Annotated in this window: 14 protein-coding genes; 11 read left to right on the top strand and 3 right to left on the bottom strand. The window is 62.2% G+C overall.

The features are described 5' to 3' along the window. Nucleotides 1-409: 409 nt before the first annotated feature. Together PG2093B_RS06860 and PG2093B_RS06855 are read right to left on the bottom strand one after the other, a co-directional pair. On the bottom strand, nt 410-985 hold the full coding sequence (locus tag PG2093B_RS06860; RefSeq protein WP_129897854.1) for a 3'-5' exonuclease: 576 nt from the start codon (nt 983-985) through the stop codon (nt 410-412). 169 nt (nt 986-1,154) lie between these two features. Next, nucleotides 1,155-1,796 carry a GNAT family N-acetyltransferase gene (locus PG2093B_RS06855; RefSeq protein WP_129897864.1) on the bottom strand — a complete coding sequence of 214 codons (642 nt, stop codon included), beginning with the start codon at nt 1,794-1,796 and terminating at the stop codon, nt 1,155-1,157. 228 nt (nt 1,797-2,024) lie between these two features. Here PG2093B_RS06855 and PG2093B_RS06850 point away from each other — a divergent pair, with 228 nt between their 5' ends. From PG2093B_RS06850 to PG2093B_RS06800, 11 genes are all read left to right on the top strand, one after another. After that, entirely contained in the window at nt 2,025-3,431 is a 1,407-nt protein-coding gene (locus PG2093B_RS06850) for an APC family permease (RefSeq protein WP_129897853.1), read from the top strand. Between the two features lie 274 nt (nt 3,432-3,705). Beyond that, nucleotides 3,706-4,680 carry a ketopantoate reductase family protein gene (locus PG2093B_RS06845; protein ID WP_129897852.1) on the top strand — a complete coding sequence of 325 codons (975 nt, stop codon included), beginning with the start codon at nt 3,706-3,708 and terminating at the stop codon, nt 4,678-4,680. A 22-nt stretch (nt 4,681-4,702) separates the two neighbouring features. Next, entirely contained in the window at nt 4,703-5,575 is an 873-nt protein-coding gene (locus PG2093B_RS06840; RefSeq protein ID WP_129897851.1) for a MetQ/NlpA family ABC transporter substrate-binding protein, read from the top strand. 3 nt (nt 5,576-5,578) lie between these two features. Further along, nucleotides 5,579-6,709: a methionine ABC transporter ATP-binding protein gene (locus PG2093B_RS06835; protein ID WP_129897850.1), complete on the top strand. Its 1,131-nt coding sequence runs from the start codon at nt 5,579-5,581 to the stop codon at nt 6,707-6,709. Further along, a complete protein-coding gene (locus PG2093B_RS06830) occupies nt 6,706-7,365 on the top strand; it encodes a methionine ABC transporter permease (protein ID WP_129897849.1) in 660 nt (219 codons plus the stop codon). The genes PG2093B_RS06835 and PG2093B_RS06830 overlap by 4 nt, the downstream gene beginning before the upstream one ends. Before the next feature lie 50 nt (nt 7,366-7,415). Next, nucleotides 7,416-8,600 (top strand): pyridoxal phosphate-dependent aminotransferase, encoded by a 1,185-nt coding sequence (locus tag PG2093B_RS06825; protein ID WP_129897848.1) that lies wholly within the window; start codon nt 7,416-7,418, stop codon nt 8,598-8,600. A 96-nt stretch (nt 8,601-8,696) separates the two neighbouring features. Beyond that, on the top strand, nt 8,697-9,353 hold the full coding sequence (locus PG2093B_RS06820; RefSeq protein ID WP_022858081.1) for an amino acid ABC transporter permease: 657 nt from the start codon (nt 8,697-8,699) through the stop codon (nt 9,351-9,353). Further along, nucleotides 9,340-10,014, top strand: a complete 675-nt coding sequence (locus PG2093B_RS06815; RefSeq protein WP_039172235.1) for an amino acid ABC transporter permease — start codon at nt 9,340-9,342, stop codon at nt 10,012-10,014. Before PG2093B_RS06820 ends, PG2093B_RS06815 begins: the two co-directional genes overlap by 14 nt. Then, on the top strand, nt 10,007-10,828 hold the full coding sequence (locus PG2093B_RS06810; protein WP_026644173.1) for an amino acid ABC transporter ATP-binding protein: 822 nt from the start codon (nt 10,007-10,009) through the stop codon (nt 10,826-10,828). The genes PG2093B_RS06815 and PG2093B_RS06810 overlap by 8 nt, the downstream gene beginning before the upstream one ends. Before the next feature lie 37 nt (nt 10,829-10,865). Then, a complete protein-coding gene (locus PG2093B_RS06805) occupies nt 10,866-11,795 on the top strand; it encodes a cysteine ABC transporter substrate-binding protein (protein WP_129897847.1) in 930 nt (309 codons plus the stop codon). Nucleotides 11,796-11,944: 149 nt separating this feature from the next. Next, nucleotides 11,945-12,832: an SPFH domain-containing protein gene (locus tag PG2093B_RS06800; protein ID WP_039172230.1), complete on the top strand. Its 888-nt coding sequence runs from the start codon at nt 11,945-11,947 to the stop codon at nt 12,830-12,832. A gap of 4 nt (nt 12,833-12,836) precedes the next feature. Here the strand turns inward: PG2093B_RS06800 and PG2093B_RS06795 are convergent, their stop codons facing one another. Further along, nucleotides 12,837-13,697 carry a patatin-like phospholipase family protein gene (locus PG2093B_RS06795; RefSeq protein ID WP_129897846.1) on the bottom strand — a complete coding sequence of 287 codons (861 nt, stop codon included), beginning with the start codon at nt 13,695-13,697 and terminating at the stop codon, nt 12,837-12,839. Nucleotides 13,698-13,712 lie beyond the last annotated feature (15 nt).

Here is a 13,712-nt window from a genome sequence, read left to right as displayed (position 1 = left end):
ACAGGGTGTGGGAGAGTAGCACACCGCCGCACCACACTTGAGGACCCCGGAAGGCGAACAACCAACCGGGGTCCTTCGCATACCCAACCTATACAACCACGCATCCACCAACACCAGCACCCCACCAACACACGTTCGTCACGCCAGACGGCATCACGCACGACTTCCGCCAGAACGGTACAGAAGACCGTCATGCTCAAAGACGCCACGCACGACCTTCGCCAGGACGGTACAGAGGATCGTCACGGGACCACCCTCAATGGATGACTTCCGTCGAGGATATACAGAGAATAGCCATGCTCACAGGCGTTTTGCATGACCTTCGTCAGAGAACCACTTAGAGAACCGAAGGGCGCCACCTGTAGATATCGCTACAGGCAGCGCCCTCTTTGCGTATATGTCAGGTTGTTCAGCACTGCGAGGTGGGCAGAAGCGCCACATCACACGAAATATAGCGGCGCTGCCATTCGAGGCACTGATACGTCTGTGTGGCGTCGGAAAGCGCGCGGTGCTCTTCGGTGTCCGCGATGCCATACCGGCGGATCAGATCCACCAGACGATGGCGTTCGGTGGGGAAGAGGCGCTTGTCGATCGTCATCGTGTCGAGCGTGGGGCGCCGGAAATTGCTGACGAACTGCAATGTGCGGTGCTCGGCTTCGGCGAGGAAGCCCATGTCGAAGCGCACATTGTGCCCGATGATCATATCGTCACCAAGAAAATCGATGAAATCCTCGAGCACATCCTCAATGGCCGGCTGCTGCTCGACCATGGCATTCGTGATGCCGGTGATCTGGGTGATGCGCGGGGAGATGAGCACACCGGGATTGACGAGCTGCGCATACCGGTCGGCGATACGGCCGTCACGAATCTTCACTGCACCGATTTCCGTGATGCGATCACGTTGCGCGCTCAGACCAGTGGTTTCGAGATCCAAGGCGATGTAATCCTTGGGGAGTCGTTCGGCAGGCCGAGTGACCAGAGGCATAACTGCTCCTTTTCCATAACCGCATTGCCAAGGCTCCACCATGGAGCGTGACTGTGGCATATCGGGTAAACTCTATCGACATCTCTTCAAAGCACGAGTCTAACGCATGCCATGCGGCGAACACACAATAATAAGGTGCTTCTTCGCAAAGAATTCTCATTGTTTTGCATTACTGCACAAGCACACGGAATTGCCCAGTACTCGTGCCGTTGTGGTCAAGATAGCTCGTGGTCTCGGCCATCGCGCGGCGGATGCTGTCCGACGTCACCTCATCCGCGTCGTCGTTGAGCATGAGACGCATCTGGTGCCACAGCGCATTGCCGTGGTTCGAAGGGCTCACGCCCTCGTCAACGAAGCCGAACGACTCGTAGAACCCCACAAGACGCTCCTTGCACGTCAACACGATGCCCGAGCGGTGTGCGATCGCGGTGTCGAGAATCACACGGCGCATCAGATAGGCCGCGCATCCGCGGTGCTGGTACACCGGGGCGGTCTCCACGCCGAACAGCATCTGCCATGCGCCGCGCTCGTCGTGCATGTCCGCGCAGCTGTACATGTCGTCGTGCAGGTCGCGCTCGTCGGTCGTCATGCCATTGATGAAGCTGACGAGCATGCCGTCTTCGAGCTGTGCGGGGAAGCACGTGTCGCCGGCCGAGGAGTCGGGATTGACCAACAGCCAGAAATGCTGGGGGAAGCGCTCGATGCGGTTGGCGAGGCTTTCGATGTCAGCGGCCTCTTTCGGAGGGAAGCATGCGGCTTCCACACTCGCCAGGGCATCGAGATCATCTAACGTGGCGTGACGCACAAACATGCCCACCATCGTCTCTCGAGGTGTGGTCAACATGCCGCATGCCATGCATCTGTGAGCGTACAGCGCAACAACGGCAACAGCCGGCAGTGCGTGGGATCTAGCAGCATGCGTGCGGTGGCGAATGCAGACGCTTACAGGAAAATGTGCCGTGTTTTGCGCCGCGGCCTGTATGCGGCGAGCTATATTGCAAGAAGCAAGGCCTACATGGATGAAGGATCGAGGAGCATCATGGCTGCGAACACCGCCGGATCAATCAGTACAGGGAAGGGGGCCGCCGTGCAGACGGCAGCACAAGGCAAGACCCATCCCAAGCGCACACTTACCACAAAGGACCTCATCGTCTTTGGCATGATCTTCATGGTGCCAATCGCCCCGTTCTCGATCATCGCCTCGGTGGCCGCCGTCTCGCACGGCATGCCGGCCATCGCGTATCTGATCGCCATGGTGGCCATGCTGTTCACCGCGCTTTCGTTCGGCATGATGGTGCCACTGTTCCCCTCGAGCGGCAGCATCTACATCTACGCCTCGCATGAGATGAGCACTGGCGTGGGCTTTGTCGTCGGCTGGCTCATGATCCTGCAATACCTCATCACACCGGCGATCATGCTGCTCATGGCCGCCAACGCGTTGCACCAATACCTGCCGGGAGTGCCGGTATGGGTGTGGTGTGTGGTGTTCCTTGCGCTCATCACCGGCATCGCCATGCGCGGCATGGGCGCCACTGTGCTCGTGGACAAGCTCGCCCTGACCGCCGAGCTCATTGTGCTCGCGCTGTTCTTCGTCTTCGGTGTCATCTACGTGGTGCGCCACCCCGAGACCGCGCACTTCTCCGGCACCGCCTTCTTCAATCCATCCAAGTTCGACATGGGCGCGATGATGAGCGCCGTCTCGCTGTGCGCGCTGTCGTATGTGGGCTTCGGCTCGATCGTGACGCTTGACGACGAATGCGTGCAGCCGAAGAAGGGCCCGGGCAAAGCGATGATCATCATCGTGCTGATCCTCGGCTTCCTGTACATGTCGATGAGCTTCCTGACGATGTGCATGGATCCTTCCGACAACATCATGATCGCCAACCAGAACAGCGGCTTCTACACGGTGGCCGGACTCGCCGGCAAGTGGCTCGGCGTGCTGTGCGCCGTGGCGAATGCGCTCGCCCTCGGCCTGTTCACTTCGCTTTCCGGCATGACCGCGATTTCGAGCCTCATGTACACGATGGCGCAGGACGGCGGCCTGCCCAAGTTCCTCGGCACCCTGAACAAGAAGACGAATGTGCCCACCGGCGCCACATTGTTCACGGCCGCCGTGAACCTTGTGCTGATCTTCGTGTTCATCTTCGTGGGGCAGAACACCGCGGCCAAGCTGAGCAACTTCGGCGCGCTCTCCACATATTTCCTGCTCAACGTGGTGGTGATCTGGGGTCTGGGCATCAAGCGCCGCCAGTACAAGGGCCGCACGTTCTGGCGGTCGATCCTGTGCCCGCTCATCGGCGCCATCGTGACCTTCGTCATCTTTGTGTCACTGGGTGTTGAGGTATGGGTCGTCGGCGTGATCTGGACGGTGCTCGGCATCGTCTATTACCTCGTGTGGACCAAGGGCATGCACCACACGATGGATCTGGAGCGCTCCGTGGCATAACGCTCAACGCGGTGCGGTAGGCATTGGTATAGCCTTCGCGCATCACGCGATATAACGCACGGTTATCGGCGGGCGTGTGCAGTGGAAAAACCACTGTACACGCCCGTTTTGTTGTGATGTCGCCAGGGCTTGCGCCGCTTCGGGTCTTCCGCACTGTATCAATTCTTCGTATAGCCACGCCGCGATGCCGCCGCCGCACGTCCCGTACATTATGAGTTGTCGCGGCCACCCGTGTGGGCTGCCCTCACCTTGGAATGCAGCGGAGGGGAGACGAATGAAGTATACGGTAATCGGCGCAGGCGGCATGGGCATACAGTTCGGCGTGCTCCTGCAGGAGATGGCTGGATGCGATGTGGACTTCATCGATGGCTGGAGCGAGAACATCGAGGCGATCCGCGCCAACCACGGCGCGTATGTCTCGCAGGACGGCCATGATCGCCATCTGGTGCCCATCGACATCTACTACCCGGAGGAATACACCGGCGACCCCGATGTGTGGATCGTGTTCGTCAAACAACATCAGCTGGCGGGGTTGCTCGAACGGTGCGCGCCGTTGTTCCGCAGCCACCAGGCCGTGTTCTCCGCAATGAACGGCCATGGGCATTTCGAGCGGCTCAACGGGTATTTCCCCGCGGACCGCATCTACGGGGGAACAGCGCTCATCGGCGCGTACGTGTATGGCCCGGGCGATTTCAACTTCACGGGCGATGCCCATGCCAAGGCGATGAACCTGTGCGCATACGACGGCCATACGCCCGAAAGCGATCCGGTGGAGCGCGCCATCGTCGAGGACTTCCGTGCGGCGACCCTGAACCCCACGGTCGTTGAGGATTTCGAAGGCATGTGTGTGGCGAAGATCGTGTTCAATTCCGTGCTCAACACGCTGTGCACCATGTACCGGATCCGCTTCGGGGAATTCGCGGCGCATCCCAGTGCCGCCACGCTCACCGAGCTGTTGGTCGATGAGGCGTACAGCGCAGCCGAGGCCGCGGGCATCACGCTGCTCGGCACGCGGGAAAGCGAAGTGGACACGATCATGCGCACCGCCGCCGTGGCACACCCGAAGCACTATCCGTCGATGTACCAGGACCTCACACGATGCCGCCCGACTGAAGTCGACTCCATCAACGGCTATCTCGCCCAGCTTGGACGCGAGCACGGCAGCCCCTGCCCGCTCCATGCGTTCCTTACGGACGAAGTGCATCTGGCGGAACACGCCTATGCGATCCACCACCCGGAAACCATCTGAACCTTACGAGAGGACAACCACCATGGCAATCATCACACGCCGCACCCCAGTTTCGACCATCGCAGCAGCGCTTGCGGCATGCGTGCTGTTCTCCACAGCCGCATGCGGCGGGAACGCTGCCGCCGCCTCCGGCCAGATCGACAAGCCGCAGGACGGCGGCACCACGACGATCGAAGTGGGGGTATGCCCCGGACCGTATGGGGACATGGTCGAGGAGGTCATCGCGCCACTGCTCAAAGACGATGGCTACGAACTCACCACAAAGGAATTCAACGATTACGTGCAGCCGGACAAGGCCCTCGCCTCGGGGAGCATCGACGCGAACCTCATGCAGCACGGCAACTACCTGACGAAGTTCAGCGCAGACAACAACCTTGATCTCGTGTCCCTCGGCCAGGTGCCCACACTCGGCTTGGGCGTGTATTCCAACAAGTACGATTCCATCGACGAGATCGCGGACGGCGCCAGCGTCGGCATCGCCAACGACGCCTCCAACATGGCGCGCAGCCTTGGTGTGCTTGAACAACAAGGCCTCATCACGCTCGATGGCGATGTGGACGCCACCAAGGCCTCGACCGGCGACATCGCGTCCAATCCGAAGAACCTCACGATCAAACCGCTGGACGCGGCACAGCTCGCGCGTTCCCTCGGCACCGTGGACGTGGTGCTTGTTCCCGGCAACTACGCATGGGCGGCCGGTCTCAAGGCCCAGGACGCCCTCGCCCTTGAACAGCAAGGCGACGGCGTGATCAACGTCTTCGCCGTGAGCGGCGCCAACAAGGATTCCGACTTCGCACAGAAAGTGCAGCAGCTGCTCGTCAGCGACGAATTCAAGGACGCGATCGCCGCCAGTGAATTCAAGGACTTCGGCAAGCCGACCGCGTGGAAGGAGTGAGCCATGGCCGCCATCATCACACTTGACGACGTCTCGGTCACATTCCATGAGGCCGGGCGCACCATCGAGGCGGTCAAACACGCCAGTCTCGAAGTCGAACAGGGCGAGATCTTCGGCATCGTCGGCTTTTCCGGCGCCGGGAAAAGCACACTCGTGCGCACCATCAACCTGCTGGAACGCCCCACTTCGGGCCGTGTGCTGATTGACGGGCACGACGTCACGCAGTTGAAGGGAAGTCCGTTGCGCAGCCTGCGCAAATCCATCGGCTTCGTCTTCCAAGGATTCAACCTCATCGGCAATGCGACCGTGGGCAGGAACATCGAGTTCGCATTGCGCGCAGGAGGCGTCCCCAAAGCGCGCCGCCGCGAACGCACGCAGGAACTGCTCGAGCTCGTCGGGCTCTCAGGGAAGACGGACAGCTGGCCATCGAGCCTTTCGGGCGGACAGAAGCAGCGCGTGTCGATCGCCCGCGCACTGGCGAACAATCCGCGCATACTGCTGTGCGATGAGGCGACGAGCGCGCTCGATCTGGAGACGACCGAAGGCATCCTCGCCTTGCTCGAGCGCATCAATACGGAACTCGGCGTCACCATCGTCTTCATCACCCACCAACTCGAGGTCGCGCAGCGCATCTTCGACCGTGTGGCCGTGATGGAAAACGGCGTGATCATCGAGCAGGGGAAGACGTTCGATGTCTTCGCCGACCCCCGGCATGAGACGACGCAGGCGCTCGTGGAACGGTTCCTCGGCGTGGCGGTGCCGGAACGCCTGGTGCCGGAGCTGCCCGCCGGGCGTCTCGTCGAGCTTCGGTACAAGGGCGACCATGCGTTCGATCCGCTCATCAGCGCGGTCTCCAGCCGGCATGGTGTGGCCATCAATGTGCTGCACGGCAACGTCGAATACTTCGGCACACAGCCGATCGGCACTCTCGTGGTGCTTGTCTCGGCGATTCGCGAAGGGCAGCGCGGGGCACAGGATGTCGAGGACGCGCTCGACGAACTGCGCGGAACCGTGTTCGGCTTCAAAGAACTGACCGATGCTGCCGTCGAGGAAGCGCTCGACTCGCCGTACGGCGGCGGCCCGCGCACGGCAGCACAGACGAAAAAGACCGTACAGCAGGAGGTGCTGGTATGAGTGACACAGTGGAGATTCTGCGCGAACATCTGGGCAAGGCGCTCTGGGACACCTGCACGATGGTCGGCATAGCCACGGTAGTCGGCGTGGTGTTCGGCACGGCGCTCGCGGTCGTGCTGTATCTGACACAGGCGCGGCTGTTCACACCGAACCGGCTCGTCAACACGGTGGTCGGGTTCGTGGTGAATGCCATCCGTTCGCTGCCTTTTCTGATCCTGCTTGTTGTGCTGATCCCACTCATCCAACTGTGCATCGGCGATCCGTATACGCCGGCCGGTGGCGCCATCGCGCTATCAATCGCGGCGATCCCCTTCTTCGCGCGCATCGCCGAAAGCGCGTTCGCCGACGTCGATCCGGGGTTGCTCGAAGCGGCGGTCTCGACGGGAGCGCCACTGCGCCAGATCATCGCCGGTGCGGTGTTCCCGCAGGCGTTGCCGAGTTTCATTCGGGGCATTGTGCTCACGGTGATCTCATTGCTGGGCTATTCGGCGATGGTGGGCACCATCGGCGCCGGCGGCATCGGCGACCTGGCCATCCAATACGGGTATAACCGGTATGAGACCGGCGTGCTCATCGCAATCGTCGTGCTGCTTGTGCTCCTCGTCCAGCTCATCCAATGGGCCGGCGACCGCCTTGCGCTTAGGTTCACGCACTGACAGTCCACGACCATCAACCATCGACCGTCAACCATCCATCAGGAGTGTCCATGACCATCGTATTGTCGGAAACGGCCCGGTCCATACCGCCGAATGTGTTCGAGCGGATGGACCGCACGGTCGCCCAGGCGCGTGCACGCGGCGTCGATGTGATCGACCTGTCGAAAGGCAATCCCGACGGATTCCCCGAAGCGCGCATCCGTGCAGAGGCCAAAGCCGCCGTGGACAGCCCTGCGAACGCCCGTTATACGCCATTTGACGGCAAGCCGCTGTTCCTGCAGGCGGCGGCCGCATGGTACGCGCATGAGCACGGCGTGGCGTTGGACCCCGGCACGCAGCTGTTCGCGGTCGAAGGCGCCGTCGACGGGCTTGCCTCGGCCTTCGCCGTATTGCTCGACCCCGGCGATGCGGTGGCGTTCGCCGACCCGTACTACCCGTCGTACCATTGCATGGCCCGGATGCTCGGCGCCGAGGAGCTGCCGCTGCCCGCGCGCGCCGAGCTGGGCTGGCTGCCGGACCTCGACGCGGTGCCGGTCGAGACATGGGAGCGCGTGAAGCTGCTCGTGCTGAACTACCCGAACAATCCCACCGGCGCACAGGCCCCACCGCGGTTCTTCGCCCGCGCGGTGGAGCTCGCCGCCCGCCACGGGTTCGCCATTGTGCATGATTTCGCCTACGCCGGCCTCGGTGTGCACGAGAACCAGAAGAGCCTGCTCGCGGTGCCGGGCGCGCGCGACGTGGGACTCGAGATCGTCTCACTGTCGAAGATGTACGCGATGGCCGGCTGGCGCGCGGGGTTCGTGGCCGGCAACGAACAGCTCGTCGCCGCCGTCAAGCAGTACCACTACCAGATGGGCTCCATGGTCACGTCGTTTGTGCAGGACGCCGGCGCCGCCGCGCTCACCGGGGATCAGGCGTTCGTGCGCGAGCAATCCGCACGGTACGCGGCGCGGCGTGCGATTGTGGCCGAGGGCCTGCGTGCCGCCGGCTACAGTGTGTTCGCATCCCAGGGCGGATTGTATGTATGGGCACAGGCGCCTGCGGCGATGACGGGCGATGAACTGGCGGCGCGCTGGCTCGGTGAGGCCGGAGTGGCGGCGTTGCCGGGCAGTTGCTTCGGCAACGCTGGCGTGCGGTATGTGCGCTTGAGCCTGCTCCAGCCTTCACAACGGCTGCACGAGGCCGTGGCGCGCATAGGCAAGCTCTCCCCGGATATGGAAAAACTGCACGCTTGAAGCGAATATGCTTCACAAAACAGATACAATGAGTCCGCGGTGACCTGTGCGTCACCATCCACCAGCCGAGGGTCTTTGAAAGGAGGGGATCGTCGTATGCTCGATTGGGCGTTCGTTTCGCGGTACGCGCCGTTTTTTGTGACCGGCGCGGAAATGACGCTGTTCATATCGGTGTTCGGCATCGCGCTCGCCATACTCACCGGATTGGTGTGTGCGGCGATCGAGACCGCGCGCATACCGGTATTGCGCCAGATCGTCCGCGTGTACATCGAGGTCAGCCGCAATACACCGCTGCTCGTGCAATTGTATTTCCTGTATTTCGGCTTGCCGAAACTGGGGTTTGTCTGGTCTGCGGAGATGTGCGCGATCATCGGCCTGGGTTTCCTCGGCGGTTCCTACATGAGCGAGGCGATGCGCGCCGGGCTTGAGGCGGTGCCGCAGATCCAACGCGAGAACGCCTATATGCTGGGCCTCAGCTCGCGGCAGACGATGTTGCATGTGGTGATTCCGCAGGCGGTCAGCACGTCGATCCCCGGCGTGGTGGCCAACGTGATCTTCCTGATCAAGGAATCCTCCGTGGTCTCGGCGATTGCGCTCGCCGATGTGATGTACATGGCCAAGGACCTCATCGGCATGTACTACACCACCTACGAGGCGCTGTTCCTGCTGATTGTGACATATTTGATCATTCTGTTGCCGATCTCGATCATCGGCACCTGGCTGGAGCGGAGGTTCGATTATGCAAAGCGCTAACATCCTGCTCCAGCCGGGCGTGATGCCGCGTCTGCTGCAGGGCCTGTGGGTCACGATATGGCTTGCGGCGGTCTCGGTGGCGTTGAGCGTGCCGGTGGGTCTTGTCACCGGTTGGCTCATGACATTGCGCAATCCGGTGATCCGGGTGATCATGCGCATCTACTTGGATTTCATCCGCATCATGCCGCAGCTCGCGTTGCTGTTCATCGCGTTCTATGGATTGGCGCGCGCATGGAACTGGAACCTGGATGCGACCGGCGCCTGCGTGTTCGTGTTCGTGCTATGGGGAGGCGCCGAACTTGGCGACCTCGTGCGCGGCGCACTCGAATCGATCCCGGCGATCCAATACGAATCGTCGTACATGCTGGGCCTGAGCAACTGGCAGACCTTCACGCATGTGATTCTGCCGCAAGCCGTGCGCAGGCTGCTGCCTGCCTCGGTGAACTTGGCCACGCGCATCGTCAAGACCACGTCGTTGGCCACCCTGCTCGGCGTCGTCGAAGTGATCAAAGTGGGCCAGCAGATCATCGACGCGCACCGCTTCGATTACCCGGCCGGCACACTGTGGGTCTATGGCGTGATCTTCGCGATGTATTTTGTGGTGTGTTGGCCGCTTTCGATGGCAGCACGGTATCTGGAAAAGAGGTGGGCGAATGAGTGAGCCAATGCTCACGGTCGACAATCTGCTCAAGCACTATGCGGGGGCGGAACGCAATGTGTTCGACGGCATATCGTTTGACGTGCCGAAAGGCAAGGTGCTCGTGATCATCGGGCCATCCGGCTCGGGCAAATCCACGCTGTTGAGGTGTGTGGCCGGCCTTGAACCCATCCAAGGCGGCACCATCGCGCTCAACGGCCAGGTGATCGACCGCGGCGAGCCCGGCAACGAAAAGTCGGGGCGGGCCAAGCGCTCGAGCCAGCTGCGCACCAAAATCGGCATGGTGTTCCAAAGCTACGACCTGTTCCCAAACCGCACTGTGCTCGGCAACATCACGATGGCGCCAGTCATGGTGCAGAAGCGGCCCAAGCCAGACGTGGAGCGCGAAGCGATGGAACTGCTCAAGCGCGTCGGCCTCGCGGACCGCGCGCAGGCCAAGCCGCACGAGCTTTCGGGCGGCCAGCGCCAGCGCGTCGCCATCTGCCGCGCGTTGATCGAACACCCCGAGCTCATGCTCATGGACGAAGTGACCGCGGCGCTCGACCCGGAGATGGTGCACGAAGTGCTCGACGTGGTGCTCGAATTGGCCGATGCGGGGCAGACGATGCTCATCGTGACGCACGAGATGCAGTTCGCGCGGGCGATCGCCGACAAGATCATCATGATCGACAGCGGCGGCATCGTGGAAACGTCCGACGATCCGGAAGCGTTCTTTGCGCACCCAACCACACAACGCGCGCAGGAGTTCCTGCGCACCTTCGAATTCAGCCGCCACCGCCGCACGGAAAAGGACGGCGCCGGCGCACAGACGGCGTGACGCCGCAGGCGCACGCACCAGCAGAGAGGAACAACTCATGACAACAGCAGTATGGAAGAACGTGGGCAAGACCCTTGCCGCAGCCGCCGCGGGCGTGCTGCTCGTGCTCGGCGCCGCCGCCTGCGGCCCGAACGCGGGCACGCCGAGCGAGGCGGGTGGAACCGCCACCGGTTCGAGCGCGCAGGGCGGTTCGGCCGCCAAGGCCCGCACGCTCGACGAGATCAAGAAGTCGGGGGAGCTGCGCGTGGCGGTGTTCTCCGACAAGGCGCCGTTCGGCTATGTGGACAAGGACGGCAACTACGCGGGCTATGACGTGGTGTTCGCCGAACGCCTCGCCAAGGACCTGGGCGTGAAGCCGGTGTACACGTCGGTCGATCCGGCGGCGCGCGTCGACGTGCTCAGCTCGAACAAGGTGGACGTGACGCTCGCCAACTTCACCGTGACGCCCGAACGCGCGGAGAAGGTGGACTTCGCGAAGCCGTACATGAAGGTCTCGTTGGGCATCGTGTCGCCTGAGGACGCGCCGGTCAAGGACGTGAAGGACCTCGAAGGCAAGACGCTGATCGTGGCCAAGGGCACGACCGCCGAAACGTATTTCGAGAAGAACCACCCCGAGATCAAGCTGCTCAAGTTCGACCAGTACGCGGATGCATACAACGCGCTGCTCGACGGCCGTGGTGACGCGATGAGCACCGACAACACCGAAGTGCTCGCATGGGCCAAGGCGAACAAGGGCTACGTGGTCGATGTGACGAATCTGGGCGATGTGGACACAATCGCACCGGCGGTGCAGAAGGGCAACACGGAACTGCTCGACTACATCAACGAAGAGATCGAGGCGCTCGGCAACGAGCGGTTCTTCCACGAGGATTACAAGGAGACGCTCGAACCGGTCTACGGCGACGCGGCGAACCCCGACGACATCGTGGTGGAAGGCGGCGTGGTCGAAGAGGAAACCACCAAGTAAGTGATATGGGCTCCCGCAAACGGGGACCGTGATTCCAGTGTGACCCCTGTCCAGCTCGTGGGCAGGGGTCGCGCGCGTTTTGACGCCATTGCTACGATTGCGGGCAATGAGGCTTGCGGCCACCGTGGCCGCGCCGAGAAGGAGATTCCATGGCAATCGCACTTGTGGTCATCGCTGTGCTCGTCATCATCGTGCTGGTGTGCACCGCGTATGTGGTGCCGCAGCAGCAAGCGTACATCATCGAACGGTTCGGCAAATTCCATGCGGTCAAGTTCGCCGGCATCCACTGCAAGCTGCCTCTGATCGACCGCATCGCGATGAAGACGAACATGCGCGTCTCGCAGCTCAACGTGAAGATCGAAACGAAGACGCTCGACAACGTGTTCGTGGAGATCGTGGCCTCGACGCAGTACCGCGTGAACGCCGAGAACGTGGCGAAGGCCTACTACGAACTGCGTGACCCGCAAGGACAGCTGCGTTCGTACATGGAGGACGCGCTGCGTTCGGCGATCCCCACGCTCACGCTCGATGACGCGTTCGCGCGCAAAGACGATGTGGCGGCCGACGTGCAGCAGACCGTGGGCAACGAGATGGCTCGTTTCGGTTTCACCGTGGTCAAGACACTGATCACGTCGATCGACCCGAGCCCGCAGGTCAAGACGGCGATGGATTCGATCAACGCCGCCCAGCGCGAAAAGGAGGCCACGCGCCAACGCGCGGAGGCCATGCGTATCCAAATCGAGACGCAGGCCGCCGCGGAGGCGGAGAAGGTGCGTCTGCAGGGCGAAGGCCAGGCCAACTACCGTCGCGAGATCGCCAACGGCATCGTCGACCAGATCAAGAGCCTGCAGGAAGTGGGCATGGACATCAATGCCGTGAACAACGTGGTGCTGTTCAACCAGTACCTCGACGTGCTGCGCTCGCTGTCCGAATCGAACAACGCGAAGACCGTGGTGCTGCCCGCTTCCACGCCCGGCGGCTACAGCGAGGTGTTCGACCAGATGACCAAGGCGATGGTCACATCCCAGGAATCCTGACGGTTCAGGCGGCGAGGAAGTCGGCGATGCGCCCCGCCTGACCATAGCCGGCGCGGTACATGCGTTCGAGGCCCTCGTAGGTCTTCGACAGCGTGGACAGCCCGTACAGCTCCTCGGGGGCGAGGATCAGCACTGTGCCCTCCGCTTCGTATTGCTTGGCCGCAGCGACTTCGGTGTTGTACGTCTCGTAGCGTTCGAGCAGACGGTCGGCCGCTTCGGGGTGGCTCCGGCGCAGGATGCGTGCCGGAGCCACATCCTTGTGCTGTTCGCGGATCACGTCTTTCGGGCGTGTCAGCACGAGCACGATGCGGTCGCAGCCGTCATCGATCGCCTTCTGCACCGGCACCGGGTCGGCGATGCCCCCGTCGAAATACGGCACGCCGTCGATCACATACGGCTGGCAGGCCACCGGCACGGCCGAACTCGCCTTGAGGATGTCGTAATCGTCGTAATGCATGTCGTCTTTGGTGAAGTACTTCGTGGAACCGTCGCGCGCGTCGCACGCCACCACGGTGAATTGCGTGGGGTCGGCGGCGAAGGCCTCGTAGTCGAGCGGGTTCTCGCCGTCATGGTTGCTCAACGTGCCATACACATAGTCGAGATTCGCGAAGTTATGGTTGTGGATGAACGAATTGACACTCGCATACTCTTTGCGGAACGCATACTGCGTGTAGAACGTGTGGTTGCGCCCATGCTGGTGCGCGAGGAACGACGTGAGGTTCGCGCTGCCGGCCGAGACGCCATAGCAGTGGTCGAACGCGATGCCTTCCTCAAGGCAGCGGTCGAGCACGCCTGCGCCGAAGATCGCGCGGAATCCGCCGCCGACGTCGATGATCGCGGTGGTATGGGGGTTCTGTTCACTCATATTCGCCTCATGTAT

It is taken from the genome of Bifidobacterium pseudolongum subsp. globosum (genome assembly GCF_004155535.1).
Lineage (GTDB): Bacteria > Actinomycetota > Actinomycetes > Actinomycetales > Bifidobacteriaceae > Bifidobacterium > Bifidobacterium pseudolongum_C.
The sequence above is the reverse complement of the archived record's forward strand: the minus strand, read 5'-3'. Positions and strand labels throughout refer to the sequence as shown.